16 protein-coding genes and 1 tRNA gene are annotated in these 26,973 nt (G+C 63.7%); 4 read left to right on the forward strand and 13 right to left on the reverse strand.

Annotation, left to right across the window (positions count from 1 at the left end; translation table 11 throughout):
- Positions 1–7 precede the first annotated feature (7 nt).
- Positions 8–1,471, forward strand: a complete 1,464-nt coding sequence (betB, locus tag SLT36_RS22650; protein WP_432284535.1) for a betaine-aldehyde dehydrogenase — start codon at positions 8–10, stop codon at positions 1,469–1,471.
- Between the two features lie 59 nt (positions 1,472–1,530).
- On the opposite strand, the gene SLT36_RS22655 is transcribed toward betB, so the two are convergent.
- Positions 1,531–3,771, reverse strand: a complete 2,241-nt coding sequence (locus tag SLT36_RS22655) for a mannose-1-phosphate guanylyltransferase/mannose-6-phosphate isomerase (RefSeq protein WP_432284536.1) — start codon at positions 3,769–3,771, stop codon at positions 1,531–1,533.
- An 11-nt stretch (positions 3,772–3,782) separates the two neighbouring features.
- Entirely contained in the window at positions 3,783–5,303 is a 1,521-nt protein-coding gene (locus tag SLT36_RS22660) for a phosphomannomutase/phosphoglucomutase (RefSeq protein ID WP_432284537.1), read from the reverse strand.
- A gap of 200 nt (positions 5,304–5,503) precedes the next feature.
- On the opposite strand from SLT36_RS22660, the gene SLT36_RS22665 reads away from it, so the two are divergent.
- The 3 genes from SLT36_RS22665 to SLT36_RS22675 all read left to right on the forward strand — a co-directional run bounded on the left by SLT36_RS22665 (position 5,504) and on the right by SLT36_RS22675 (position 8,353).
- Positions 5,504–5,580, forward strand: a tRNA-Pro gene (locus SLT36_RS22665).
- A gap of 409 nt (positions 5,581–5,989) precedes the next feature.
- On the forward strand, positions 5,990–6,592 hold the full coding sequence (locus SLT36_RS22670) for a TadE/TadG family type IV pilus assembly protein (RefSeq protein WP_432284538.1): 603 nt from the start codon (positions 5,990–5,992) through the stop codon (positions 6,590–6,592).
- Between the two features lie 57 nt (positions 6,593–6,649).
- Positions 6,650–8,353 (forward strand): pilus assembly protein TadG-related protein, encoded by a 1,704-nt coding sequence (locus SLT36_RS22675; protein WP_432284539.1) that lies wholly within the window; start codon positions 6,650–6,652, stop codon positions 8,351–8,353.
- A gap of 103 nt (positions 8,354–8,456) precedes the next feature.
- On the opposite strand, the gene SLT36_RS22680 is transcribed toward SLT36_RS22675, so the two are convergent.
- The 11 genes from SLT36_RS22680 to SLT36_RS22730 all read right to left on the reverse strand — a co-directional run bounded on the left by SLT36_RS22680 (position 8,457) and on the right by SLT36_RS22730 (position 26,922).
- Entirely contained in the window at positions 8,457–10,073 is a 1,617-nt protein-coding gene (locus tag SLT36_RS22680) for an ABC transporter ATP-binding protein (RefSeq protein WP_432284540.1), read from the reverse strand.
- Position 10,074: 1 nt separating this feature from the next.
- Positions 10,075–11,193, reverse strand: coding sequence for an ABC transporter permease (locus tag SLT36_RS22685; protein WP_067964415.1), 1,119 nt, complete (start codon positions 11,191–11,193; stop codon positions 10,075–10,077).
- The gene (locus SLT36_RS22690; RefSeq protein ID WP_432284541.1) at positions 11,186–12,109 is read right to left on the reverse strand and encodes an ABC transporter permease subunit; all 924 of its coding nucleotides are present in this window, start codon (positions 12,107–12,109) and stop codon (positions 11,186–11,188) included. The genes SLT36_RS22685 and SLT36_RS22690 overlap by 8 nt, the downstream gene beginning before the upstream one ends.
- Positions 12,110–12,179: 70 nt before the next feature.
- Positions 12,180–13,772 (reverse strand): peptide ABC transporter substrate-binding protein, encoded by a 1,593-nt coding sequence (locus SLT36_RS22695; protein ID WP_432284542.1) that lies wholly within the window; start codon positions 13,770–13,772, stop codon positions 12,180–12,182.
- A 188-nt stretch (positions 13,773–13,960) separates the two neighbouring features.
- Positions 13,961–15,592, reverse strand: a complete 1,632-nt coding sequence (locus SLT36_RS22700) for an alpha-glucosidase family protein (RefSeq protein ID WP_432284543.1) — start codon at positions 15,590–15,592, stop codon at positions 13,961–13,963.
- Entirely contained in the window at positions 15,589–17,610 is a 2,022-nt protein-coding gene (gene glgX, locus SLT36_RS22705; protein ID WP_432284544.1) for a glycogen debranching protein GlgX, read from the reverse strand. The genes SLT36_RS22700 and glgX overlap by 4 nt, the downstream gene beginning before the upstream one ends.
- A 217-nt stretch (positions 17,611–17,827) precedes the next feature.
- Positions 17,828–19,456 (reverse strand): alpha-D-glucose phosphate-specific phosphoglucomutase, encoded by a 1,629-nt coding sequence (locus SLT36_RS22710; RefSeq protein WP_432284545.1) that lies wholly within the window; start codon positions 19,454–19,456, stop codon positions 17,828–17,830.
- Positions 19,457–20,902, reverse strand: coding sequence for a glycogen synthase GlgA (gene glgA / locus SLT36_RS22715; protein WP_432288438.1), 1,446 nt, complete (start codon positions 20,900–20,902; stop codon positions 19,457–19,459).
- 3 nt (positions 20,903–20,905) lie between these two features.
- Positions 20,906–22,168: a glucose-1-phosphate adenylyltransferase gene (gene glgC / locus SLT36_RS22720; protein ID WP_432284546.1), complete on the reverse strand. Its 1,263-nt coding sequence runs from the start codon at positions 22,166–22,168 to the stop codon at positions 20,906–20,908.
- Positions 22,169–22,182: 14 nt separating this feature from the next.
- The gene (gene glgB, locus SLT36_RS22725; RefSeq protein WP_432284547.1) at positions 22,183–24,399 is read right to left on the reverse strand and encodes a 1,4-alpha-glucan branching protein GlgB; all 2,217 of its coding nucleotides are present in this window, start codon (positions 24,397–24,399) and stop codon (positions 22,183–22,185) included.
- 54 nt (positions 24,400–24,453) lie between these two features.
- Positions 24,454–26,922, reverse strand: coding sequence for a glycogen/starch/alpha-glucan phosphorylase (locus tag SLT36_RS22730; protein ID WP_432284548.1), 2,469 nt, complete (start codon positions 26,920–26,922; stop codon positions 24,454–24,456).
- Between the last annotated feature and the right edge of the window lie 51 nt (positions 26,923–26,973).

Raw genomic sequence — 26,973 nt, forward strand, 5'->3', positions numbered from 1 at the left:
CAAACGCATGCGCGCCCAGCCCAAAGCCTCGCATTATGTCAACGGCCGCTACATCGACGACGAGCGTGGAGCATCGATCCCGGTCATCTATCCGGCAACCGGCGAGACCATTGCCGAGCTGCGGTCGGCAACACCCAACATCGTCGAGCTGGCGATCGAGGCCGCGCGCGAGGCGCAGCCGGCCTGGGCACGGCTGAAGCCCATCGAGCGCGGCCGCATCCTGCGCCGTGCCGCCGACATACTGCGCGCCCGCAATGAGCAGCTGTCGCGCATCGAGACGCTCGACACCGGCAAGGCGATCCAGGAAACGCTGGTGGCCGACGCCGCCTCCGCCGCCGACTGTCTCGAATATTTCGCCGGTGCGGTCGCTGCCTTCAACGGCGACTATGTCGATCTCGGCGGCCCCTTCGCCTACACCAGGCGCGAGGCGCTCGGCGTCTGCGTCGGCATCGGCGCCTGGAACTACCCGATCCAGATCGCCGGCTGGAAGTCGGCACCCGCGCTCGCCATGGGCAATGCCATGGTGTTCAAGCCCTCAGAGAACACCCCGCTGTCGGCGCTGGCGCTGGCCGAGATCTACACCGAGGCCGGCCTGCCCGATGGCTTGTTCAACGTCGTCCAGGGTTACGGCGATGTCGGCGCGGCACTCGCCGCGCATCCGGTCGTCGACAAGATTTCGCTCACCGGCTCGGTGCCGACGGGCAAGAAGGTGTTGTCGCTCGCCGGCTCGCATATGAAACACGCGACGATGGAGCTCGGCGGCAAGTCGCCGATCATCGTCTTCGACGACGCCGATCTCGAAAACGCCGTCGGCGGCGCGATGCTCGGCAATTTCTACTCGACCGGCCAGGTCTGCTCCAACGGCACCCGCGTCTTCGTCCAGAAAGGCCTGCACGACCGTTTCGTCGAACGGCTGGTCGAGCGCACCAAGTCGATCCGCATCGGCGACCCGCTCGACCCCGAGACGCAGATGGGCCCGCTGGTCAGCAAGGCCCAGCACGACAAGGTTCTCGATTACATCGGCGTCGGCAAAGGCGAAGGTGCCGAGTTGCGTTGTGGTGGTGGGGTGCCCTCACTGCAGGGCTTCGAAGGCGGCTTCTTCGTCGAACCGACCGTGTTCACCGGCGTCACCGACACCATGCGCATCGCCCGCGAAGAGATCTTCGGCCCGGTCATGAGCGTGCTGTCCTTCGACAGCGAGGACGAGGTCATCGCCCGCGCCAACGACACCGAATTCGGCCTCGCCGCCGGCGTCTTCACCAAGGACATTGCGCGCGGCCATCGCATCATCGGCGAACTCAAGGCCGGGACGTGCTGGATCAACGCCTACAATCTGACGCCGGTCGAAATCCCCTTCGGCGGCGCCAAGCAGTCGGGCATCGGCCGCGAGAACTCGCTCGCCGCCCTGTCGCACTATTCGCAGCTCAAGACGGTCTATGTCGAAACAGGCGACGTCGCGAGCCCGTACTGAGCTGACCGCATCGAGACAAAAAAGCCGGCCAATTGGCCGGCTTTTTTGTTGGTTCGAAGTCAGTGCGCGACGTCCTCGGTCTTGTCGAGATACTGCGTCAGCGCCGTCACCAGATGGTAGAAGATGCTGGCAGGCACTTCCTTGGCCAATGAGCGGCCGCGCTCGTCGATCTGGTCGATCCACAGGCCTTGCGGTGCGGGGTCGATGTGCCAGCGGAACAGGCGGCCGACACGTGCTTCGATCTCGGGCTTGAGATCGGGGCCGCCGGTGCCGTCGAGCGCGACAGCCGCCTTGATGGCTTCGGTCTGCGGCCAGCTGCGCGAGATGCTGTCGAGCGGCAGGCCCTGCCGCGACACCGCGCCATAGGCCAGCCCCGTCGCACGGTTGAGGCCGTTGGCGACCGCCGAGGCATAGAGCTTGCGGCCGAAGGCGACGAGATCCTTCTGGCCGCTCTTGTCGGCAAAATCGACAAGCAGCGAGGCCCATTCGAAATGATGCCCGGGTTCGGTCCACTGGCCCTTTTCGCCAGGTGCCGGATGCCAGTCGCGGTCGAAGAACTCGCCCAGCGTCCAGCTGTCGACCTCGAAGAAGTGGCTGCGGAACAGATCGATGATGCGCGCGGCGCGCCTGAGATAGGCGCGGTCGCCGGTCACCGCGTGCCAGGCGAGAAACGCCTCCAGTAGGTGCATGTGCGGGTTGGAGCGGCGCACGCCCTCGCCGTCAGGGCTTTCCATGAAGCCGGTCATGCGCTCGTCCTCGAGATGCTTGTCGAGGAAGGCGAATGTTTCGGTGGCGAGCGCCAGCGCCTCGGCGTTGCCGGAACGATGGGCATGGGCCAGCGCCAGCAGCACGCAGGCATGGTCGTAGGCGTCCTCGACCGGGTCGAGCACGCTGCCGTCAGGGTTCAGCGTCCGCACCCAGCCGCCGCGTTCGGTCCGGCCCTTGTCGGCCATGAAGCGGATACCGTGATCGATGAGCTGGTCGGCCCGGCCGTCCCAGCCGCGCTGCTTGGCGACCGCAAAGGCATAGACCTGGCGCGCCATGGTGCGCATGCGCTTGGGCTTGGCCAGAGGCCTGGCATCGAAGCCGAGCGCCTCGTAGAAGCCGCCGAACTGCTCGTCGACGCCCGAAGTCGACCAAAGCGGCAAGGTTTCATCCATCAGCCAGTGCTGCACCCGCCGACGCCAGGCGCCGTTGGCGATGACACGGCCATGCGCCGGCGTGAACTTCGTCTCCAGCCGGCCGCTCTTTTCGAGCTGCTCGACGATCTTCTTGACGTTCTGGCTGTGGCTGACCGGGGCGACGAAGGTCGCGTCCGAGGTCGAGACGATGGCGACGTCCTTCAGGCCGATGGCCGAAAGCAGGCGGCCTTCGCCGCGCAGATAGGAGTTCTCGCAATCGATGGCGACGACGTCGCCGACGATGACATTGCCATCCTTGTCGGACGGGCTGACGTCGAGCAGTGACTGCCACGAGCCGAGATCGTTCCAGCGGAAGCTGGCCGGCACCATGGCGATGCCGTCGACACGCTCCATGATGGCATAGTCGATCGAGTTGGACGGAATGGCCTGATAGAGGTCCAGCGGCATGTAGACGCCGGAGAGGTCGCTGGTCTGGGCTTGAAAGGCAGCGTCGGCCTTGTGCCAGATCTCCGGCTGGTGCTTCAGGAAAGCGTCGCGCATGGCGCTGGCCTTGAACAGGAAGATGCCGGCGTTCCAGAAGAAGTTACCGGCGGCGAGATAACCTTCGGCCGTCTTGAGGTCGGGCTTTTCGACAAAGCGGGTGACGTCGGACACGCCGCCGCCTTCGGCACCGGCCTCGATGTAGCCGTAACCCGTCTCGGGTGCGGTCGGGCGGATACCGAACACCACCATCCGGCCGGCCACGGCTGCCGGCACCCCGTTTTCGACGGTTTCCCAGAACTGGCGCTGCGTCGAGATTTCGTGGTCGGAGGGCACCACCAGCACGATGCCGTCGCCATAGGCCTTGAGCGTCTGCAAAGCGGCGACCGCCACGGCCGCCGCCGTGTTGCGGCCCGCAGGCTCGAAGATCGCGCCGCCGCCGGCAAGATCGATCGCCGCAAGATCGGCCCGCACCCGTTCGGCATGGCGCTCGGAGGCGATCAGATAGATCGGCGTTTCGCCTTCGTCGCGCGCGGCAAGCCGCTTCAGCGTCTTGACCAGCATCGAGCCGTCGCCCGACAGGTCATGGAACTGCTTGGGGTTGTCCTCGCGCGACAGCGGCCAGAGCCGCGAGCCGACGCCGCCGCTCATGACAAAACTGACGATCCTCTCGGCCATGCCCGCTCCCCTCAGAAAGTCTGGTTATAAGCGCCGACGGACGGATTGCGCCTCAACACTTCGTCAACCGCCTCGAACATCTCGCGCCGACGCTCCGACGAAACAGGGCTTTCGACCACCACGACGAGCTCCGGCTTGTTGGAGGATGCCCGAACGAGCCCCCAGGTGCCGTCCTCGGCAACGACACGCACGCCGTTGACGGTGACGAGGTCGACGATCTTCTGCCCGGCGAAGATCTCGCCATTGCGCTTCATCGCCTCGAAATCGGCGACGACCTTGTCGACGACGCCATATTTCAGTTCGTCGTCGCAATGCGGCGACATTGTCGGCGTGCCATAGGTCAGCGGCAGGTCGCGATAGAGGTCTGCCATCGACTTGCCGGGACTGCGGTCGAGCATCTGGCAGACGGCGATCGCGGTGACGATGCCGTCGTCATAACCGCGGCCGATCGGCGGGTTGAAGAAGAAGTGGCCCGACTTCTCGAAGCCGGCGATGGCTCCCAGTTCGGCGACGCGGCGCTTGAGATAGGAGTGGCCGGTCTTCCAGTAGTCGGTCTTGGCGCCGTTGGCGGCGAGCACCGTGTCGGTGTTGAACAGGCCCGTGGACTTGACGTCGACGACGAAGGTCGCGTTCGGATGGAGCGCCGAGATGTCGCGCGCGAGCATGACGCCGACCTTGTCGGCGAAGATTTCGTTGCCTTCGTTGTCGACCACGCCGCAGCGGTCGCCGTCGCCGTCGAAGCCGAGCCCGACATCGGCGCCTGTTTCCAGCACCTTGTCCCTGATCGCATGCAGCATCTGCATGTCCTCGGGGTTGGGGTTGTAGCGCGGGAACGAATGGTCGAGCTCGATATCGAGCGGGATGACCTCGCAGCCGATGCGCTCGAGCGCTTCCGGCGCAAACGCCCCTGCCGTGCCGTTGCCGCAGGCGGCGACGACGCGCAGCTTGCGGGTGATGCGTTTGCCGGCCACCAGGTCGTCGATATAGGTCTTGCGGAAATCGGGCACGAACTCATAGGAGCCGCCGCCGGTCAGGTCGAAGTCGCCATTGAGCACGATATCCCTGAGCGCCGACATCTCGTCCGGGCCGAAGGTCAGCGGCCGCTGCGCGCCCATCTTCACGCCGGTCCAGCCATTCTCGTTGTGCGAGGCGGTGACCATGGCGACCGACGGGGTGTCGAGCGCGAACTGGGCGAAATAGGCCATCGGCGACAGCGCCAGGCCGATATCCTTGACCCGTGCGCCCGCCGCCTGAAGACCTGACACAAGCGCCAGCTTGATCGACATCGAATAAGAGCGGAAATCGTGGCCGACGACGATGTCGGGTCCGGCGCCGAGACGCCGGATCAACGTGCCGATGCCCATGCCCAGCGCCTGGACGCCGATCAGGTTGAGCTCCGGCTCCTTGGACGAGCTCGGATGGCCGAACCACCAGCGCGCATCGTATTCGCGAAAGCCGGTCGGCTTGACCAGTGCGCGCGTTTCGAATTCGAACGTATTTGGAGATGCCTGGGCGACTGGCTTGAAATTCACTACTGCACTCCGGCGCCATGCTGCGCATAGATTCTGTTCGGCATCGAATACCGCAAGATCGGGTCACTGTCCCCTACCGCCACGGCAGCAAAAAGGCTCAAAAGCACAACAAGATTACTCACTTGCGAAAAATTGCGCCAGTCGAACCTTTGGCGCTTGCAGGAACCCGAACCGGCGGCTATAAGCCCGCCCACTGGTCACGGAGTGTAGCGCAGCCTGGTAGCGCACATCGTTCGGGACGATGGGGTCGCAGGTTCGAATCCTGCCACTCCGACCAGAAAAATCCCGAAATCACAATTCCTTAAGCCGAAGCGCCAGAGATCGGCTTTTCGCGTGCTTGCAACTTTTGGCAGCACTGCGCCAGAATACTCGACTGACGCTGGCAAGATTTCCGGAACCAGCGCGTACTATTCACAAGACGACAATCAAGAGTTGCACACTACCTGCCGCAAGAAGATGGACACGCGCCATCTACGTGTCACGTCTGACAATGCATCCGCACCTCATACGAATTGTTGATTGTTTTAAGCGGATTTTGGTATCGGCGTTGAACCATTCTTGATCATTCGTCACCGCGAAGCGCCATATTAGCAAATCGATAATCTTCTGCGCTCACTCTGTCTTTGATCTTGCTGATCTCTGATCATCGAGGCCGAAGATCTTGGCAAAAGCCAAACAGGTGGCATATGACTGGGCATAATTACTTTGTGTACAAACAAAATTTCAGGGAGCTAACGGCACGCAGGACGTCTGGGGCATGGCGCTCGTGCCGACTGCACTGCAAGCTCGGAGCAGACGGTTCGAGGCCGTTTACCGAACGGATTGGCCTGGGCAGATGGCAAAGGAACCTGCTTCGCGGACGACCGCCTGATAGAAGCAACTTCCTTCAGTCGAAATCCGGTACTTCGGCAATAGAGTTTGCAATTGTCGCACCGATCTTCATCCTTCTTGTTTTCGGGATGATTGCCTACGGCATCTACTTCGGCGCCCTGCATTCCGTCCAGCAGATGGCAGCCGACGCAGCCCGCACCGCCATCGGCGGGCTCAACGAAGCCGAGCGCAAAACGCTCGCACAGAGATACATCGATCTCAACGGCGACGGCTACGTCCTCATCGACAAGACAAAACTGACAGTGGACGCCAAGGACAGCGCCAATGACAGCGAACAGTTCGTCGTCTCCTTGAGCTACGACGCCCGCCAGCTTCCGATCTGGAATCTGCTGACAATGCTGCCGATGCCGGAGCAGACCATCAAACGCAGTTCGACAATTCGGGTGGGGGGCATCTGAATGTTTACGGCAATCCTGAACAGACTGTCCGAGTTCCGGCGCGCGCGAAAAGGCAACATGGCGACCATGTTCGCGCTGTCGCTGCCGATCGGCCTTGCCACGGCTGCACTGGCAGTCGACGAAGGCTCGCTTTATGTCGAGCGCCGCGAGGCCCAGTCGATTACCGATCTTGCAGCAATCTATGCCGCCGGCAACATCGCCAAGGCCGATGCCGCGGTGCTGAAGGTATTCAACAACAATCAGCAGAACAACGTCGTCCTGGTTGACGGCTCCACCCCTCAAACACTCACTGTCGGCTACAAGCGCGTGCTCGTCGAAAAGGGGCGCTATGCCGCCGACCCCACTGTCTCAGTCGACGCGCGCTTCGTCGTCGGTGCAACGCCGCCAAACGCCGTGCGCGTCACCTACTCCAAGGACGGCACGACCTTTTTCGCCAATGCGCTGATCGGTGAGCGCAAGATTGTCACCACGGCGGTCGCGACCGCGCCGGCGGAAGCCGCCTTCTCCGTGGGCTCCAGGCTTGCCAGCCTCAATGGCGGCCTGCTCAATAGCCTTCTTGGCGGCCTGCTGGGTACGACGCTTTCGCTCAATGTGATGGACTACAACGCGCTTCTGGGGGCCGACGTCAACGCGCTGCAGTTCATCGATGCGCTGAAGACCGGATTGAACCTGACGGCGGGTACCTACAATGAGGTGCTGCAAGCTGAAGCGAGCGTCGGGCAGATACTGTCGGCTCTGGCGACGGTCAACAAGGACAGGGACGCCGACATCGCCTTGAACAAGCTTCTGGGCTCTCACATCCCCGGTTCGCTCAAGGTGCCGCTCAAGAACTACATCGACCTCGGCGCGATCGGCAAACTGTCGACGGGTCGTGGCGCCGCCGGGCTGGACGCCGATGTCGGCATTATGGAACTGGTCAGCGCCGCAGCCGCCATCGCCAACGGCAAAAACCAGGTCGCCGTCGACCTTGGCGCCGGCGTGCCGGGCCTGCTCGGCGTCAAGCTGAACGTCGCCATCGGCGAACCACCGCAAGGATACAGCTGGTTTGCGGTCGGCGAGCCGGGCAAGATCGTGCGAACGGCGCAGACGAGGCTGCAACTCGTCGTCACCGTTGGCGGCACCGGGGGACTGGTCGACAGCGTGCTGGGTGGATCGGTCCGCGTGCCGCTCTATGTCGAGCTGGCCTATGCCGAGGCTCAGTTGAAAAGCGTTTCCTGTCCCACCGGCAAGCCGGCAAGCGCGATCGTCACGGTCGACGCCCAGCCCGGCGTCGCCGAGATCTGGCTCGGCGACATCAACCCGGCGGAACTCAGGGTCTTCACCAAGAGGCCCGTGGTGCAGCCCGCGCAGCTGGTCAAGCTCAACCCGGTCGGCCTCAACGTGCTGACCGTCGACGTCAAGGGTGCCGCGAATGTGCGGATCGGCAACATGACGCCGCAGGCCCTTACGTTCAACAAGAGCGACATCGACGCACGCCGGGTCAAGTCGGTGTCGACACGCAACCTGACGCAGTCGCTGACCGCCTCGCTGTTGAGCGGGCTGACGCTGGATGTCGATCTCAAGGTGCTGGGCCTTGGCCTCGGCCTGTTCGTGCCGACAGACGCCGCGGTCAAGACCGCCATCGTCGGCCTGCTGTCCGGCGTGACCGCCCCCATCGACGGGCTGCTTTACAACGTTCTGTCGCTGGTCGGCGTAAAGGTCGGCGAAGCCGATGTCCGGGTTCACGGCGTCAACTGCGGCCGCTCCGTTCTGGTGCTCTGAATGCGAACAGGCCCGGAGACTGGCGTCTCCGGGCCTGCTGCTGTTTTTCACCAGTGGCCTGCCAAAAGCCGTCAGGCTGACAAACCGTCAGGCTGCCAAACCGTCAGGCCGATTGGCGGAACTTCGTCTCGTCGATCGCCGCCGCCATCAAGGTCCTGGTGTAGGCTTCACGCGGCGCGCCGAAGATCTCCTCCGTCGGTCCCTCCTCGACGATCTTTCCCTGCTTCATCACGATGATGTAGTCCGACATGGCGCGCACCACGGCCAGATCGTGACTGATGAACAGGTAGGACAGATCGTGGTCGGCCTGCAGCTTGCGCAAAAGCTCGACGATCTGCTTCTGCACCGATCGGTCGAGCGCCGAGGTCGGCTCATCGAGCACGACGACCTTGGGCTTCAGGATCATCGCCCGCGCAATGGCGATGCGCTGGCGCTGGCCGCCGGAGAACTCGTGCGGATAGCGGTTGCGTGTTTCGGGGGATAGCCCGACTTCACGCAGGGCCTCCACCGCCCGGTTGTCGCGTTCCTTTGACGACAGCGACGGCTCGTGCACGAGCAGGCCTTCGGTGATGATCTGGCCCACCGTCATGCGCGGCGACAAGGAGCCGAACGGATCCTGGAAGACGAGCTGAAGCTCGCGGCGCAGCGGCCGCATCTCGGCGCGGTCGGCGTTGGACAGATCCTTGTTGCCGAAGCGGATCGTGCCCTGGCTCGGCAGTAGCCGGAGCAAGGCCCGGCCCAGCGTCGACTTGCCCGATCCCGATTCACCGACGATGCCGATCGTCTGGCGCTGCTTGAGCATGATCGAGATGCGGTCGACCGCCCGCAACAGCATCGGCGGGCCGGCAAGGAAGCCGCCGCCGATCTTGAACTCGACCTCGACATTGCGCCCTTCGAGCAGGATCGGCGCATTGGCGGCAGGCGGCGCCTTGCGGCCGGTCGGCTCGGCTGCCAGCAGCATCCTGGTGTAGTCGTGCTGCGGGTTGGCAAACAGCTCGTCGGCCTTGCCCTCCTCCACCACCTCGCCATAGCGCATGACATAGACACGGTCGGCAAAGCGCCGGACGATGCCGAGGTCATGGGTGATGAAGACGATGGCCATGCCGAGCTTGCGCTGCAGTTCGGCCAGCAGGGTCAGGATCTGCGCCTGGATCGTCACGTCGAGTGCAGTGGTCGGCTCGTCGGCGATCAGGATGTCGGGGTCGTTGGCAAGCGCCATGGCGATCATCACGCGCTGGCGCTGGCCACCCGACATTTCGTGCGGATAGGATTTCAGGCGCCGCTCGGGGTCGGGAATCTTGACCAGTTCGAGCAGCCTGAGGGCTTCGGCACGCGCTGCCGCACCACTCAACCCACGATGCTTGCGGATCGGCTCCATCAGCTGGTTGCCGATGGTGTAGAGCGGATCGAGCGAGGTCATAGGCTCCTGGAAGATCATGCTGATCTTGCGGCCACGGACCTTGTTGAGTTCCGATTTGCCGAGTGTCAGCAGGTTCTTGCCGCGGTAGTCGACAGCGCCAGTGGCCTCGCCATTGGAGGCCAAAAGGCTCATCGCCGCCATCATCGTCTGGCTCTTGCCGGAGCCGGACTCACCGACCACGGCAACAGTCTCGCCGGCGTCGACGTGAAGGTGGATGCCCTTCACCGCCTCCACCACGCCGTCCAGCGTGCGGAAACGGACGCGCAGGTCCTTGACCGAAAGTATTGTTTCTCCAGCCATCTCACCTGTCCTTCGGATCGAGAGCGTCACGCAGGCCGTCGCCGATGAAGTTCAGCGCAAACAGCGTCGAGACCAGGAAGAAGGCCGGGAACAACAGCAGCCAGTTGGCGGTGCCGATGTTCTTGGCGCCGACCGAGATGAGCACGCCCCAACTTGTCATCGGCTCCTGCACGCCGAGCCCCAGGAACGACAAGAAGCTCTCCAGGATGATGACCTGCGGCACCAGAAGGGTCATGTAGATGACCACCGGCCCGAGCAGATTGGGGATGACGTGGCGCTGGACGATGCCGCGCGAGCGCACGCCGAGCGCTTCGGCCGCCTGGACATATTCCTGCCGGCGGATCGACAGGGCCTGGCCACGCACGATGCGCGCCATGTCGAGCCACAACACCGCCCCCACAGCTAAGAACATCAGCACGAAGTTTCGCCCGAAGAAGACGACCAGCATGATGACGAAGAAGATGAAGGGAAGCGAATAGAGCACGTCGACGATGCGCATCATCACCTCGTCGGTCTTGCCGCCCATGAAGCCGGCAGTGGCGCCATAGATGACCCCGATGACCACGGCGACGATGCCGGCCAGAAGGCCGATCGCCAGCGAGATGCGGCCCGCCATCAGCGTTCGCGACAGCAGGTCGCGGCCGGTGTTGTCGGTGCCGAACAGGAAGTACTGCTGCTTGATCGAGGCGCTCATCACCGCCGTCAGCCCATCAGCAGAGGTGCTTTCGAGCTTGCCGTCGTCGAAGGTGTCGGAACGGTCGAGATAGCGGATGTTGCGCTCGTCGAGCGGTTTGCTCGACGTCACGGTGATGAACACCCGTTCGCCTTCCTGGCGCCATTCCTTGACGTCGACACGCATGCGCTTGACGGCGTCGTTCATGGCGGTCTCGATCATTTCCGGCTTGGGATAAGCCGAGAGACTTGGCGGCGTCCGGACATAGTCGGCATAGATCGTCGTGTACTGATGCGGCACGAAGAACGGTCCGACGATGCAGACGGTCGCCATGGCGATCAGGTAGAAAAGGCTGAACATCGCAGCCTTGTTGGCCTTGAGGCGTGCCCAGGCATCGCCCCAGAGCGATCGCCCGACGACGGGCGCTGAAATGGCTGTATCAGTCATAGCGCACCCGCGGATCGAAGAAGGCATAGAGGATGTCGACGATCAGGTTGAACGCGATCGTAAACAGCGCAATCACCACCACCGTTCCCATCACCAGCGTGTAGTCGCGGTTGAGTGCCGCATCGACGAAGTAGCGGCCGATTCCGGGAATGGCGAAGATCGTCTCGACGATGATCGAACCGGTGAGCAATGCCGCCGCCGCCGGGCCCGCATAAGACACGATGGGCAGGACAGCGCCACGCAGTGCGTGCTTGACCACCACCGACCAGTCGGACAGGCCAAGCGCACGCGCGGTCCGGATGTGGTTGGAACGCAGCGACTCGATCATCGAACCGCGCATCAGGCGCGCCACGATGGCGATCTGCGGCAGCGACAAAGTCAGGATCGGGCCGATCTTGTTGATCCATGCCCCATCGCCCCAGCCGCCGATCGGCAGCAGCTTCCAGGTCAGGCCGAACAGCAGCTGGATGACAGGCGCAATGACGAAGGTCGGGATCGTGCTGCCAGCGGTGGCAAGTGCGATGACCGAGTAGTCGCCAAGCTTGTTCTGGTTGAGCGCTGCGACGATGCCGAGCACTGTGCCGACGGCAAGCGCCAAGACGAGAGCCGACAGACCAAGCTGGACCGAGATGGGCAGGCCGTTGGCGAACAGCTCGGTGACGGTGAAATCGGGCAGGTTGTAGCTGGGCCCGAAATTACCGTGCAGCAGGTTCTTGAGATAGTTGACGTATTGAAGCCAGATCGGGTCGCTGAGACCGAATTGCGCTTCGAGATTGGCCTTGATCTCGGGACTGAGACCGCGCTCCTGATTGAATGGGCCGCCGGGGGCGACGCGGATCAGGAAGAAGGCCAGCGTGACGATGACGAACATCGTCGGAATGGCGGTCAGAAGCCGCCGGAATACATAGAGAAACATAGCTACCACGCCTTCGCAGGTTAGCCGGGACCGCCGCCCCCGTTTTCAGGAGGCGGCGGCAGAGCCGGGACTAGTCCTTGCTGACGAAGCGCGAAGGATGAACGTCCATGACGTTCTCGTCGAAGCCCTTGATCTTCGGCGAAACGAGGTTCTTGTAGCTATAGTAGAGCAGCGGGATCTGGCCGACATCGTCGATCAGGATGCGTTCTGCTTCTTCGAGGTCCTTGAGGCGGAGCTCCGGCTTGCCGCCATCGGCAGCAGCCTTGTTCATGGCCTCTTCAAACTTCGGGCTGTTGTAGTTCGAGTAGTTGTTGCCGGAAGCCTTGCGCGAAATGCCGAGGAAGCTTTCCGGATCCTTGTAATCGGCGATCCAGCCGGCGCGAGCGACGTCGAAGTCACCCTTCTGCTCGAGATGGCCGTAATGGGTCTTGGTGTCGGTGTTGAGCAGGGTCACCTCGATGCCGAGCGGCTTGAGCTGTTCCTGGATGGCGACCGCGGTGTTCTTGTGGTTTTCCGAGGTATTGTAGCGGATTTCCATCTTCAGCGGCTTGTCGGGACCGTAGCCGAGCTTTTCCAAGACCTTCTTGGCCTCGTCCTCACGGTCGATCTGCGACATCTCGGCGAACTTCGCCACCGACGACTTGTAGCCTTCGATGCCGGGAGGCACCATCGAGTAGCCGGGCAGCATCGAATTCTGCCAGACCTTCTCGGCCAGGAAGTCGCGGTCGATGGCCATCGAGACTGCGTTGCGCAGCTCGACATTGTCCCACGGCGCCTTGTCCGTCTTGATCGCGTAGTAGTAGGTGCCGAGATAGGCGCCGATACGCAGTTGGTCGCCGAACTTGGCCTTCAGGTCGGCCATCTGCTCGGTCGGGATATCGTCGTTGCTGTCGAGCTCGCCGGCCTCGAAGCGCTTGATGGCGGTCGAGCGGTCTTCGGTCGGGAAGTAGTTGACGGCGTCGAGCTTCACATTGGCGGCGTCATGGAACTTCGGGTTCTTGACGAGCTTGATGTGATCGTTCGGGACGAACTCAGCGAGCGTGAAGGCGCCGTTGGACACCAGGTTGCCCGGCTTGATCCAGTCGGCGCCGAGCTTCTCGATGGCAGCCTTGTTCACCGGATAGGTGGACTGGTGCGTCAGCATCTCGAGGAAATAGGGGGTCGGCGACTTCAGCGTCACTTCGAAGGTGTTGGCATCGACTGCCTTGACGCCGAGTTCTTCGGGCTTGGCCTTGCCGGTGTTCACTTCCTCGGCGTTCTTCACGACGTAGAGCATCGAGGCATACTCAGCGGCGGTGGCCGGGTCCTCGAGGCGACGGAAGGAGTAGACGAAATCGTCAGCGGTAACCGGGCTGCCGTCCGACCAGGTGCCGCCCTGGCGAAGCTTGAAGGTGTAGACGGTGCCGTCGTCCGAAACGGTCCAGCTCTCGGCTGCACCCGGAATGACTTCGGCATTCTGGTCCTGCATGACAAGACCTTCGAACAGGTCGCGCAGGATGTGGGCTTCATAGACCGTCGATGTCTTGTGCGGATCCAGCGATTCCGGATCGGCCGAATTGCCGCGATTAAAGACGACCTCCGCAAAAGCCGGAACGGACAACGCTCCAGCAGACAGCGCAAGCGTCGTAGCGAACACTGTCGCTTTCAGCATGTTCTTCAGCATGTGTACTTCTCCCAAATAGGCGTGTTCCCCGTAAACACGGCCTCGCCTGGTTAGCGCCCGAATGCCGGATGTTTCCGGTTTCGTTGAGCGAGCCGGCAGCTCCCTACCGCCAGCGGTGGCTGACACTAGACACGACAATTTTTATTTTCAACACGACTCGTGCTCACCTAAAGTCAACTTGAGCGAGTTCAAACTAAGCGCCCGATAAAGTAATCGAGCGGCGCCAAGGTGATACGGTCTTTTTCGAGTTCACCTGAAGCGCCGGGGAACGACACTTGGCTCACGCCGGCAAGCCTTGCCGGAACTGGCAATGAGGCCGCTTTCTCTGAAAAGTTGAAGACGCAGAGCACCCGTTCGGCCCCTTCCTCACGCAGGAAAGCGAGCACGTCGCCCTCGGTTTCCAGCAGCTCAATCGAGCCGTGGATAAGTGCCGGAAGCGTCCTGCGCGCCGCCAGCACCGCCCTGTAACGACACAGAACCGATTCCGCGTCGCCCTGCTGTCGATCGACCGCGAGCGCGCGATGGGCGGCCGGAATCGGCAGCCAGGGCTTGCCGTCGGAGAAACCGCCCTGCTCCGCCTGGGCCTCCCACACCATCGGCGTGCGGCAGCCGTCGCGACCCTTGTAGCCTGGCCAGAAGCGGATGCCGTAAGGATCGCGCAAGTCTTCGAAAGCAACGTCGGCTTCTTCAAGACCAAGTTCTTCGCCCTGGTAGATGCAGATCGAGCCGCGCAGGCAGGCAAGCAGGGCGATGGAAAACTTGGCCACCGCCTCGGGGTCGCCGCCGGGCCTGGTCCAGCGCGTCACATGACGGATCACGTCATGGTTGGAGAAGGCCCAGCAAACCCAGCCGTCGGTCACCGCCGCCTCGAAATCGGCAATGCATTTGTGGACGTGGGCGGCGGAGAATTTCGGGCCGAGCAGGTCGAATGTGTAGCACATATGCAGTTTGTCGCCGCCCGCCGTATAGGCCGCAACCGTCTGCAGCGAGCGCTCGCCGTCGCCGACCTCGCCCACCGAGCTGCGATTGTCATATTCGTCGAGCATCGCGCGAAAACGTTCGAGGAAGACGATGTTTTCCGGTCGCGTCTTGTCGAACAGATGGTCCTGATACTCGTAGGGGTTGGCTTCGTCGTTCTCGCCGGCAACGCTTTTCGCCAAGGGCGGGTTGTCGCGCAGCCACTTGTCGTGGACGTAGAAATTCACCGTGTCGAGCCGGAAGCCGTCGACGCCGCGGTCGAGCCAGAAACGCACCGTTTCCAGAAGCGCGTCCTGCACCTCGGGATTGTGGAAGTTGAGATCGGGCTGCGAGGCGAGGAAATTGTGCTGGTAGTACTGCTTGCGCGTCGAATCCCACTCCCAGCCTGGACCGCCGAAGATCGACAGCCAGTTGTTCGGCGCGGTGCCGTCGGGCTTGGGCTGGGCCCAGACATACCAGTCGGCCTTGGGATTGTCGCGGCTCATCCGGCTTTCGACGAACCAGGGATGCTTGTCGGACGAGTGCGACAGCACCTGGTCGATGATGATCTTCAGCCCGAGCCGGTGCGCCTCCGCTATCATCGCGTCGAAGTCGGCGAGCGTGCCGAACATCGGATCGACGTCACAATAATCGGAGACGTCGTAGCCCATGTCGGCCATCGGCGACTTGAAGAAGGGCGACAGCCAGACCGCATCGACGCCCAGCGAGGCGATATGTGGCAGACGCCTGGTGATGCCTGCGAGATCGCCGCTGCCGTCGCCGGTGCTGTCCTGGAACGAGCGCGGATAGACCTGGTAAATGACGCAGCCGCGCCACCAGTCGGCACCGGATTGCTGGGTCATGGCTGATCTCCTGGGCTTTCGGCCTGAGGCCGTTCGATCGCAAATGAAACACTTCGCGCCGGCACGCTGAAGCGCCCGCCGGCCGGATGTGCCCCGACCATCGCGTGTCGCCATTCGAAGGCCGAACGCGCCGGCAGGGCAAAATGGACATCGCGCCGCGCGCCGTTGATCATGACGGCAAGCCGGCCGCCCTCTGCGGCACCATTGCCCAGAAGCATCGTCAGGCGGTGACGGTCGGGTTCATACCAGTTGGCGTCGCTCATCGCCCGGCCGGCCTCGGTCAGCCATTCGACGTCCGCCACCTGCGCGCCATCAGGGACTGCGCCGCTGAGAAAGCCGAGTTGCGCCAGCGCCGGCACCTCTCGCCTCAGCTTGCCGAGTTCAGCGACGAAGTCCTCCAGGGCGACGTCACGCTCGGCCCAGTCGAGCCAGGTCAGTTCGTTGTCCTGGGCGTAGGCATTGTTGTTGCCGCGCTGGCTGCGGCCGAATTCGTCTCCCGCCGTCAGCATGATGGCGCCGCGCGAGGCAAACAGCGTCGCCAGCAAGGCGCTGATATCGCGACTGCGCTCCGCCGATATCTCGGGATCGCCGCTCTCGCCCTCGACGCCGTTGTTCCAGGAAAAGTTCTCGTTGTGGCCGTCGTGATTGTGTTCGCCATTGGCCTCGTTGTGCTTGCGCTCGTAGCGGACGAGGTCGGCGACCGTCATGCCGTCATGGGCAGCGATGAAGTTGACCGTCCGCGTCTGCGCCCCGCCGCCGAAGCTGTCGGACGATCCGGCAAGCCGCGTCGCCAGCGCCCCGACCAGGCCGCGGTCGCCGCGCCAGAAACGCCTGACGTCGTCGCGGTAGCGATCGTTCCATTCGAGAAACTCCGCGGGAAAGCCGCCGAGCCGGTAGCCGTTGTGGCCGATATCCCAGGGCTCGGCGATCAGGACACGGTCGCCGATGACGGGGTCGTGCCGCATCGCCTGCAACAGGGGCGCGTCGGTGCTGAACTCGCCGCCGACCCGCCCCAGCACCGGCGCGAGATCGAAGCGGAAGCCGTCGATGCCGGCATGGACGATGAAGTGTCTCAGACTGTCCAGCACGAGTTCCTGAACCACCGGATGGTCGCAAGCGAGCGTGTTGCCGGTTCCGGTGTCGTTGGCATAACGGCCGGGATCGTCGACGGCGGCGCGATAATAGGCGCCGTTGTCGAGGCCGCGCAGCGACAGGGTCGGTCCCAGTTCATCGCTTTCGGCGGTGTGGTTGAAGACCAGGTCGAGGATGACCCCGATGCCGGCGGCATGAAGTGCCGCCGTCGTCTCGCTGAGGTCGGCGATACCGCCAGGCGCCAGGCGCGGATCAAGCGCCATGAAGCTCACCGGATTGTAGCCCCAGGCATTGCTGAGGCCGAGGCGCGGCAAGTGGCGCTCGTCCATCACAGCCGTCACCGGCATCAGCTCGACCGCCGAGACGCCGATCTTCAGCAGATGGTCGATGATGACGGGCTCGGCCAGCGCCCGGATGGTGCCACGCAGGCGCTTGGGCACATCGGGATGGCGCATGGTGAAGGCGCGGACGGGAACCTCGTAGATCAGCCCGCCTGGTCTGAACGCCGGTGCCGCGTGCGGCGCGAGCGGCAACGTCGCGGCGATCGCCTTCGGCATCAGCGCGGCGCTGTCGCCGCCCTGCCCCCTGGGTGCGGCAAGCCGGGCGTCATAGCGGTAGGGTCGATCTATTCGCCGCGCATAAGGATCGACCAGCAGCTTGTCGGGATCGAACCACAAGCCATTGTCGGGCGCATATCGTCCGTCGGCGCGAAAGCCGTAGCGCGTGCCCTCGCCCAGCCCGGCGACATCAAGCGCAAAGACGCCGTCGTCACTGCGGGGCATTTCCAGCCGTGCGGTCTCCGCCTTGCCGTCGACGTCGTAGAGCGACACCCACATGCGCTCCGCTGCCCCGGACCAGACGGCAAACCGGATGCCGTCATCGCCGACGGTCGCGCCCAACGCTGGAACGGCGCGCGATGCTGTCATCGGGAAGGACACGTCCGGTTGGCCAATCTCCCCCCTTGCGGGGGAGATGTCCGGCAGGACAGAGGGGGGTGCGAAGGATCGCGACCTTTCAAGACCGGACGAGTATTTTGCCAGTGGAGCAGGCTCGTCCCGTGAACTTCAGAGGAAAGCGCTCGACGTTGCCCCCCTCTGTCCTGCCGGCCCCCGCAAGGGGGGAGATCAGGCGGCGTCACCCATCTCACGTAATCACGCTCGGCTTGTCGCGGCCGGTGTGGCTCCTGATGCCGGCGATGTCGTCGGCGGCCTTGATCAGGTCGGCAAGTGCGGCCTGCGTGTCCTGCCCGTGCCGCGCCGGATCGGGTTCGTAGCGCTCGATATAGACGCGCAAGGTGGCGCCCGAGGTGCCGGTGCCGGACAGGCGGAAGACGACACGCGAGCCGCCTTCGAACAGTACGCGGATGCCCTGGTTCTTGCTCACCGAGCCGTCGACAGGGTCGTTGTAGGCAAAGTCGTCGGCACTGGCGATCTTCATGCCCTGAACGCTGGTTCCCGGCAGCGACGCCAGCTTGCCGCGCAGTTCGTCGACCAGCGCATTGGCCTTGTCGGTCTCGACCTCTTCATAGTCATGGCGCGAATAATAGTTCTGGCCATAGGTCGCCCAATGCTTGGCGACGATGTCCTTGGCGCTCTCGCCGCGCACGGCGAGAATGTTGAGCCACAAAAGCACCGCCCACAGCCCGTCCTTCTCGCGGACATGGTCGGAACCGGTCCCGGCACTCTCCTCGCCGCAGATCGTCGCCATGCCGGCGTCGAGCAGATTGCCGAAGAACTTCCAGCCGGTCGGCGTCTCGTACATGCCGATGCCGAGCTTCTCGGCAACCCGGTCGGCGGCACCGCTGGTCGGCATCGAGCGGGCGATGCCCTTGAGGCCGGCATTGTAGCCGGGCGCGAGATGCGCATTGGCCGCCAGCATCGCCAGCGAGTCCGACGGCGTGATGAAGATGCCGCGGCCGATGATCAGGTTGCGGTCGCCGTCGCCGTCGGAGGCGGCGCCGAAGTCGGGCGCATCGGGCCCCATCATCTCGTCATAGAGATGCTTGGCGTGCACCAGGTTCGGGTCGGGATGGTGGCCGCCGAAATCCTCCAGCGGCACGAAGTTGCGGGCAGTGCCCTCGGCAGCGCCGAGGCGGCGCTCGAGGATCTCCTTGGCGTAAGGCCCCGTCACCGCATGCATGGCGTCGAAGCGCATGCGGAAGCCCGACTTGAACAGCGCACGCAAGGCGTCGAAATCGAACAAGGTCTCCATCAGCTCGGCATAGTCGGCGACGGGGTCGACGACCTCGACCTTCATGCCGCCGACTTCGAAGGTGCCTGTCTTGTCGAGATCGACGGCGCCGATATCGGCGATTTTGTAGGCTGATATGACCTTGCTGCGGGCGTAGATCGCATCGGTCATCTTCTCCGGCGCCGGACCGCCGTTTTCGGCATTGTACTTGATGCCGAAATCCTCGTGCGGGCCGCCAGGATTGTGGCTGGCCGACAGGATCAGCCCGCCGAAGGCCTTGCGCTTGCGGATCAGGTTGGAGGCCGCCGGCGTCGACAGGATGCCGCCCTGCCCGACCACGACGCGGCCGAAGCCATTGGCCACCGCCATGGCGATGACCTTCTGGATCACCTCCCGATTGTAGAAGCGGCCGTCGCCGCCGACGACCAGCGTCTTGCCGGCAAAGCCTTCGAGCGAATCGAACACCGACTGGATGAAGTTCTCGGCATAGTTCGGCTGCTGGAAGACCGGCACCTTCTTGCGCAGGCCCGACGTGCCGGGTTTCTGGTCGGTGTAGGGCGTGGTGGCGACGGTACGAATCATTCAGGCATCCCTTTTTGAGAGAAGCATGCGGTAAAGTGCGGCATATTTCTGGGCGCTGCGGTCCCAGGATACATCCGACTTCATGCCCTGCTTCTGGATTGCCGCCCAAGTCGCCGGTTCGGCATGCAGCGCATTGGCCCTCGAAATGGCGTGGTGGAAGGCGCCGGCGTCTTCGGGCGCGAACTGGAAACCGGTGGCGACGCCGGCCGCCACCGCCGCCTCATTGGCGTCGATGACGGTATCGGCCAGGCCGCCGGTGCGCGCGACGATCGGCACGCAGCCATAACGCAGGCCGTAAAGCTGGGTCAGGCCGCACGGCTCGAAGCGCGACGGGATCAGGATGCCGTCGGCGCCGCCCTGCAGCAGATGCGACAGGCCCTCGTCATAACCGATGACGACGCCGACACGGCCGCGATGGCGTGCGGCGGCAGCAAGAAGCGCGCCTTCCAGCCCGGCATCGCCCGAACCCAGTATCGCCAGCCGCGCGCCGGAGGCGATCACCGGATCGATGATGGTCGAAAGAATGTCGATGCCCTTCTGCCAGGTCAGGCGGCTGACGACGCAATAGATCGGACCGTCGTCGCGATCGAGCGTCATGCGCTCCTCGATCGCCCGCTTGTTGGCCTTGCGCGCCTTCAGCGTCTTTGCCGTGTAGGCAGCCGCAAGATGGCTGTCGGTCTCCGGGTTCCAGATGTCGTCGTCGATGCCGTTGACGATGCCGTGCAGGTCGGGCGAGCGCAGATTGATCAGCCCGTCGAGGCCCATGCCGAAGGCCGGGGTGCGGATTTCCTGGGCATAGGTCGGGCTGACGGTGGTGATCGCCCATGCCGCCTGCAGGCCGGCCTTGAGGAAGCCGACGCCGCCATAATATTCGACGCCGTCGAGCGCCATCGCCTGTTGCGGCAGGCCGAGCCCGGCAAAGATGCCGACGCCGAACTGGCCCTGGAAAGCGAGGTTGTGCACCGTCATGACAGACGGCACCTTGGCCGCCTCGCCGTAGCGCATATAGGCCAGCGTCATCGCCGACTGCCAGTCATGGGCATGGACGATGTCGGGCCTGTAGTCCTTGACAGCACCGGCGGCGATGTCGGCGCCGACACGGCCAAGTGCCGCAAAGCGCCGCCAATTGTCCTGCCAGTCGGCACCGGTTGCGTCGCCATAAGGACCGCCGGGGCGGTCGAACAGATGCGGCGCGTCGAGCACCAGCATGTCGAGGCCGGCGATTTCGGCTGAATGGAGTGCTGCCTTGCCGCCTTGCAGGGCCGCGTAGTGATGAACCGCTTTTTTCTTCTTCAGCGCATTCATCACCACGGGATAGCCGGGCACCAGGCTGCGTGTGGCGACGCCAAGCCCGGCGAGTGCCCCCGGCAACGCGCCGGTGACGTCGGCCAGCCCGCCGGTCTTGATCAGCGGGAAGATCTCGGGCGTGACCGAAAGCACCTGCACCAATTACGTCTCCAGCCTGTTGATCATGTCCTGGGTGATCAGGCAGATGCCTTTCTCCGAGACGCGGAAACGCTTGGCGTCGAGCACCGGGTCCTCACCGACGACAAGTCCCTCGGGTATCTGTACACCATGGTCGATGACAACCCGTTTAAGGCGGGCATTGCGGCCGACATAGCAGGCCGGCAGCATCACCACATCCTCGAGCGTCGAATAGGAATTGATGCGCGCGCCGGTGAAGATCAGGCTGCGCTTGAGCGAGGCGCCCGAGACGATGCAGTCGCCCGAGACCAAAGACGAAATGGCGGACCCGCGTCGGCCGTCCTCGTCATGGACGAATTTGGCTGGCGGGGTCAGTTCCGAATAGGTCCAGATCGGCCAGTCGCGATCATAGAGGTCGAGTTCGGGCGTGATGTCGGTCAAATCTATGTTGGCTTCCCAATAGGCGTCGACGGTCCCGACGTCACGCCAGTAGGCCTCGCCTTCCATGCTCGAGCGCACGCAGGACTTGGCGAAACGATGCGCCACGGCTTTGCCGTGCTGGACGATGTAGGGAATGATGTCCTTGCCGAAGTCGCGGCTCGATTCCGGCTCGTTGGCGTCGCGGCGCAACTGCTCCATCAGGAACTTGGTCTTGAAGACATAGATGCCCATCGAGGCCAGCGCAAAGTCCGGCTTGTCGGGAATGCCGGGCGGATCGGCCGGCTTTTCGATGAAGGAAATGATGTTGTCCTTCTTGTCGACATGCATCACGCCGAAGCCCGTGGCTTCCATGCGCGGCACTTCGAGGCAGCCGACGGTGACGTCGGCGCCGGCATCGACGTGCTGGCGCAGCATCAGCTCGTAATCCATCTTGTAGATGTGGTCGCCGGCGAGGATGACCATGTATTCGGGGCCGTAAGCCTCGATAATGTCGATGTTCTGGTAGACCGCATCGGCGGTGCCTTCATACCATTGCGTCTCCGAGACGCGCTGGCTCGCCGGCAGGATGTCGAAGCTCTCGTTGCGCTCCGGCCTGAGGAAGTTCCAGCCGCGCTGCAGGTGGCGGATCAGCGAATGCGCCTTGTACTGGGTGGCGACGCCAAGGCGGCGGATGCCGGAGTTCAAGGCATTGGACAGCGCAAAATCGATGATGCGGGTCTTGCCGCCGAAATAGACCGCGGGCTTGGCGCGCCGGTCGGTCAGTTCCTTGAGCCGGCTGCCGCGCCCGCCGGCAAGCACATAGGCCATGGCATCGCGCGCCAGCGGCTGGTTTCTCTTCAGTTCCATGCCATCCTCCCTGCTCAGTCCGCCACAAATTCGAGCATGATCGTCGCCAGCGGCGGCAGGACCAGCGTGGCCGCCGCCCCTCCTCCATCCGTCGATTGCGCGGTGACCATGCCGCCGTTGCCTTTGCCCGACCCGCCATAGTCCAGCGCGTCGGAGTTGAAGATTTCCCGCCATGTGCCTGCCTTTGGCAGCGGCACACGATAGCCGTCGCGCAGAACCGGCGTGAAGCTCGAGATGACGGCGATGGGTGCCGCGCCGGGCGCCTTGCGCAGCCAGGCGAAGACGGAATTCGCGGCATCGTCGACGATCAGCCACTCGAAGCCTTCGGGCTCGCAGTCGCGGGCATGCAGCGCCGGGCGCGCGCGGTAGAGGTGGTTGAGATCGCGCACCAGCTGCCAGACACCGCGATGCGGGGTGAAGTCGAGCAGGTTCCAGTCGAGCGCCCTTGCCTCGCTCCACTCGGCGCGCTGGGCAAACTCCTGGCCCATGAACAGGAGCTTCTTGCCGGGATAACCCCACATGAAGGCGTAATAGGCGCGCAAAGTCGCGAATTTCTGCCAGTCGTCGCCGGCCATCTTGTTGAGCAGCGTGCCTTTGCCATGCACGACCTCGTCATGCGACAGCGGCAGGACGAAATTTTCGCTGAAGGCGTAGAGCAGCCCGAAGGTGATTTCGTTGTGATGATGCTTGCGATGCACCGGCTCCTTGGCGAGGTACTCCAGCGTGTCGTGCATGAAGCCCATGTTCCATTTGAAGCCGAAGCCGAGCCCGCCTTCATGCACGGGCTGCGACACCTTGGGCCAGGATGTCGATTCCTCGGCGATGGTCATCACGCCGGGATGGGCGCCATAGACAGCCGCATTCATCTTCTGCAGGAAACGCACCGATTCCAGGTTCTCGCGGCCGCCGAACTCGTTGGGGATCCACTCGCCTTCCTTGCGCGAGTAGTCGAGATAGAGCATCGAGGCCACCGCATCCACGCGCAGCCCGTCGACATGGTATTTCTCGGCCCAGAACAGGGCATTGTTGACCAGGAACGACACCACTTCGCGCCGGCCGAAATTGTAGATCGCGGTGTTCCAGTCGGGATGGAAGCCCTGGCGGGGGTCGGCATGCTCGTAGAGTGCTGTGCCATCGAAATGCGCCAGTCCGTGTTCGTCGACGGGGAAATGTGCCGGCACCCAGTCGAGGATGACGCCGATGCCGGCACGATGGGCGCCGTCGACGAAGCGGGCAAAGCCCTCGGGTTCACCGAAGCGGGCGGACGGCGCATAAAGCCCCGTCGTCTGGTAGCCCCAGGACGGATCATAGGGATGTTCCGAGATCGGCAGGAACTCAATATGGGTGAAGCCGGTCTCGACGGCATAGGGGATCAGCCGGTCGGCCATCTCGTCCCACGACAGGAAGCCGCCGTCGTCGCGGCGCTGCCACGAGCCGGCATGGACCTCATAGATGCTGATCGGCTCGCGCCTGTGGTCGGCCGACTTCCAGTGGGCGCGATGCTCGGCATCGCCCCATTCATGCGCCGGCGGCGTGTCGGTCACAGAGGCGGTTGCCGGGCGCAGTTCCGAGCGGATGGCGAACGGATCGGCCTTGAGCGGCAGCCTGACGCCGCGGGACCCGATCAGCTCGAACTTGTAGGGCCGGCCCGGACCGATGTCGGGCACGAAGATCTCCCAGATGCCGGTGTCCTGGCGCAGGCGCATCGGATGCCTGCGGCCGTCCCAGTCGTTGAAGTCGCCGACCACCGAAACCCGGTGCGCGTTGGGCGCCCAGACGGCGAAATGCACGCCGTCAGCGCCTTCATGCGTAATCAGATGCGCGCCGAGCTTGTCGAACAGGCGGAGATGCGAGCCTTCAGAGATGAAGTAGTCGTCCATCGGCCCGAGCACCGGGCCGAAGCTGTAGGCATCGGTCACCCACCAGTCGCCGCCGGCATTTTTTGCCAGATAACGCAGCGGCTGGCGCTTGCGGATCGACAGCTTGCCTTCGAAGAAACCGGCATCGTTGCGGCGGGCAAGATCGCCGCACGCCTTGCCTTCAAGCGTATGGGCGGTGACGGTTTCGGCATGCGGCACGAAGCAGCGGGCGAGAAACCCCTTGCCCGACTGCTGGAGCCCGAGCACCGCGAACGGGTCGCCATGGGTGCCGTTCACGATCGCCTCGATATCGCCGTCCGTGGCTCTGTCGAGCTCCGGTTTCGTTTCGGCGGCCGCGCCGGGCTTCAGCATGTCTTGGTGTCCCCTCCCAGGGTTTCTTCGGCGAGGTCAGTTCATGCAATCACATCAGGCCGGTACGTTCCAGATTTCTTTGGCATATTGACGGATTGTCCGGTCGGACGAGAACCAGCCGACACGCGCGACGTTGCGAATGGCGCGCGCGTACCAGTCCGGGCTGTCGCGCCAGACAGTGTCGACCTGGCGCTGGGCAGCGGCATAGGAATCGAAATCGGCAGCGACCATGAACCAGTCGTGCTGGTAGAGCCCGTCCATCAGCTCGCGGTAACGGGCGGGATCGTCTGGCGAGAACACGCCTGACGAAATCGCCGCCACCGCCTGCTTGAGCTCGGGCGAACCGTCGATCACCGCCTGCGGCTGGTAACCGCTGCTGCGGCGCTGGGCGACCTCCTCGGTGGTCAGGCCGAAGATGAAGATGTTGTCGTCGCCGACATGCTCCTTGATCTCGACATTGGCGCCGTCGAGCGTGCCGATGGTCAAGGCGCCGTTCAGGGCGAACTTCATGTTGCCGGTGCCGGACGCTTCCATGCCCGCCGTCGAGATCTGTTCCGACAGGTCGGCCGCCGGCATCAGGATCTCGGCCGCGCTGACATTGTAGTTCGGAACGAAGACGACCTTGAGCAGCCCGCGCACCGACGGATCGCTGTTGATCACCCTGGCGACGTCATTGGCCAGTTTGATGATCAGCTTGGCGTTGTGGTAGCTGGGAGCGGCCTTGCCGCCGAAGAACTTCACCCGCGGCATCCATTCGCGCTCGGGATGCGAGCGGATCTGGTCGTAGAGCGCCACCGCCTCGATGATGTTGAGCAGCTGGCGCTTGTATTCGTGGATGCGCTTGATCTGGATGTCGAACAGCGCCGACGGATCGACCCGGATGCCCAGCCGCTCGGCGACGAGGTTCGACAGCCGCACCTTGTTGGCGCGCTTGACGGCGGCGAACTTGTCGCGGAACGCGGCATCTCCGGCAAAGCCGTCGAGCTCGCGGATCGCCTCGATGTCGTCGAGGAAGCGGTCGCCGATGGCTTCGCGCGCCAGGCCGGTCAAGCCGGGATTGCACTGGATCAGCCAGCGCCGCGGCGTGATGCCGTTGGTCTTGTTGTTGATGCGGTCGGGATAGAGGCTGTGCAGGTCGGCGAACACCGTTTCCTTCATCAGCTCGGTGTGCAGCGCCGACACGCCATTGACGCTGTGCGAGCCGGCAAAGGCCAGGTTGCCCATGCGGACGCGGCGCTCGCCATTCTCCTGGATCAGCGAAATGCGGCTGATCTGCTCGCCGCTGAAGCGGCCTGTCGCCCGCGCTTCGAGCAGCACTTCGGCATTGATGGCATAGACGATCTGCATGTGGCGCGGCAAAAGCCGCTCGAACAGCGGCACCGGCCAGCTTTCGAGCGCTTCGGGCAAAAGTGTGTGGTTGGTGTATGCAAAGGTCCGTTTGGTGATGTCCCAGGAGGTGTCGAAATCCATGCCATGGACGTCCATCAGCAGGCGCATCAATTCGGGTACGGCGACAGCGGGATGGGTGTCGTTGAGATGGATCGCCGCCTTGTCCGGCAGGGACAGCAGGTCGCCATATTTGCTGATGTGGCGCTGCAGGATGTCCTGCAGCGAGGCGGTCGAGAAGAAATACTCCTGCCGCAGCCTGAGCTCCTGGCCCTCCTTGTGCGAGTCGGCGGGATAGAGCACGCGCGACAGCGCGTCGGCCTTGTTGCTCTCGGCCAGCGCGCCGATGTGGTCGCCGGCATTGAACCTGTCGAGCAGGATCGGGTCGAGCGGCATGCCCGACCACAGCCTGAGCGTGTTGACGCGCGCGCCGCGCCAGCCCACGACCGGGGTGTCGTAGGCAACGGCGAGCACGCGGTCGGTGGGTTTCCAGACGTGGCGCTCGAGCCGTCCGTCAGGCGCGGTGACGGACTCGACCGAGCCGCCGAAGCCGACCTCGAAGGCACGTTCGCGGCGCTCGAATTCCCAGGGATTGCCGTGCTCCAGCCAGGTCTCGGGCAGTTCGACCTGCCAGCCGTCATGGACTTCCTGGCGGAACATGCCGTTGGCGTAACGAATGCCGTAGCCATGGGCCGGAATGTCGACGGTCGCCATGCTTTCCATGAAACAGGCGGCGAGCCGGCCGAGACCGCCATTGCCGAGTGCGGCATCGGGCTCGAGCCTGGCGATGACGTCGAACTCGACGCCGAGCGAGGCCAGCGCTTCGCGCATCGCATCCATCAGGCCGAGATTGGAGAAGGCGTCGCGCATCAGGCGACCGATCAAAAACTCCAGCGAGAGGTAATAGACCCGCTTGGCGCTCTGGTCATAGGCCTCCTTGGTTGAGGAAATCCACTCGTCGACGATGCGGTCGCGCACCACCTTGATCGAGGCCGTCAGCCAATCATAGTCGGTCGCAACCGTCGCGTCCTTGCCGAGCCGGTACTTCAGCGCGCTCAGGATTTCGGCGGCCAATGCCTCGGGGCTGGTATCGCCAAGCGGCGGCTGGGGGTTTTTGGGGGTCACTGCGCGGGTCATCTCGCCTCTCGCATGTTGTTCGGCCACCATTCTTTTGCCTCCCTTGCCGAC

The sequence above is a fragment of the Aminobacter sp. BA135 genome, from assembly GCF_050859125.1.
GTDB classification, from domain to species: domain Bacteria; phylum Pseudomonadota; class Alphaproteobacteria; order Rhizobiales; family Rhizobiaceae; genus Aminobacter; species Aminobacter ciceronei.

Excerpts from the sequence above, each read along its gene's own strand:
- SLT36_RS22700 (WP_432284543.1), bottom strand. The coding sequence starts at position 15,592 with ATGACCCAGCAATCCGGTGCCGACTGGTGGCGCGGCTGCGTCATTTAC.
- SLT36_RS22710 (WP_432284545.1), bottom strand. The coding sequence starts at position 19,456 with ATGATTCGTACCGTCGCCACCACGCCCTACACCGACCAGAAACCCGGC.
- SLT36_RS22685 (WP_067964415.1), bottom strand. The coding sequence starts at position 11,193 with ATGACTGATACAGCCATTTCAGCGCCCGTCGTCGGGCGATCGCTCTGG.
- glgC (WP_432284546.1), bottom strand. The coding sequence starts at position 22,168 with ATGGAACTGAAGAGAAACCAGCCGCTGGCGCGCGATGCCATGGCCTAT.
- glgX (WP_432284544.1), bottom strand. The coding sequence starts at position 17,610 with ATGACAGCATCGCGCGCCGTTCCAGCGTTGGGCGCGACCGTCGGCGAT.
- SLT36_RS22695 (WP_432284542.1), bottom strand. The coding sequence starts at position 13,772 with ATGCTGAAGAACATGCTGAAAGCGACAGTGTTCGCTACGACGCTTGCG.
- SLT36_RS22690 (WP_432284541.1), bottom strand. The coding sequence starts at position 12,109 with ATGTTTCTCTATGTATTCCGGCGGCTTCTGACCGCCATTCCGACGATG.
- SLT36_RS22730 (WP_432284548.1), bottom strand. The coding sequence starts at position 26,922 with ATGACCCGCGCAGTGACCCCCAAAAACCCCCAGCCGCCGCTTGGCGAT.
- glgB (WP_432284547.1), bottom strand. The coding sequence starts at position 24,399 with ATGCTGAAGCCCGGCGCGGCCGCCGAAACGAAACCGGAGCTCGACAGA.
- SLT36_RS22680 (WP_432284540.1), bottom strand. The coding sequence starts at position 10,073 with ATGGCTGGAGAAACAATACTTTCGGTCAAGGACCTGCGCGTCCGTTTC.
- SLT36_RS22675 (WP_432284539.1), top strand. The coding sequence starts at position 6,650 with ATGGCGACCATGTTCGCGCTGTCGCTGCCGATCGGCCTTGCCACGGCT.
- SLT36_RS22655 (WP_432284536.1), bottom strand. The coding sequence starts at position 3,771 with ATGGCCGAGAGGATCGTCAGTTTTGTCATGAGCGGCGGCGTCGGCTCG.
- SLT36_RS22670 (WP_432284538.1), top strand. The coding sequence starts at position 5,990 with ATGACTGGGCATAATTACTTTGTGTACAAACAAAATTTCAGGGAGCTA.
- betB (WP_432284535.1), top strand. The coding sequence starts at position 8 with ATGCGCGCCCAGCCCAAAGCCTCGCATTATGTCAACGGCCGCTACATC.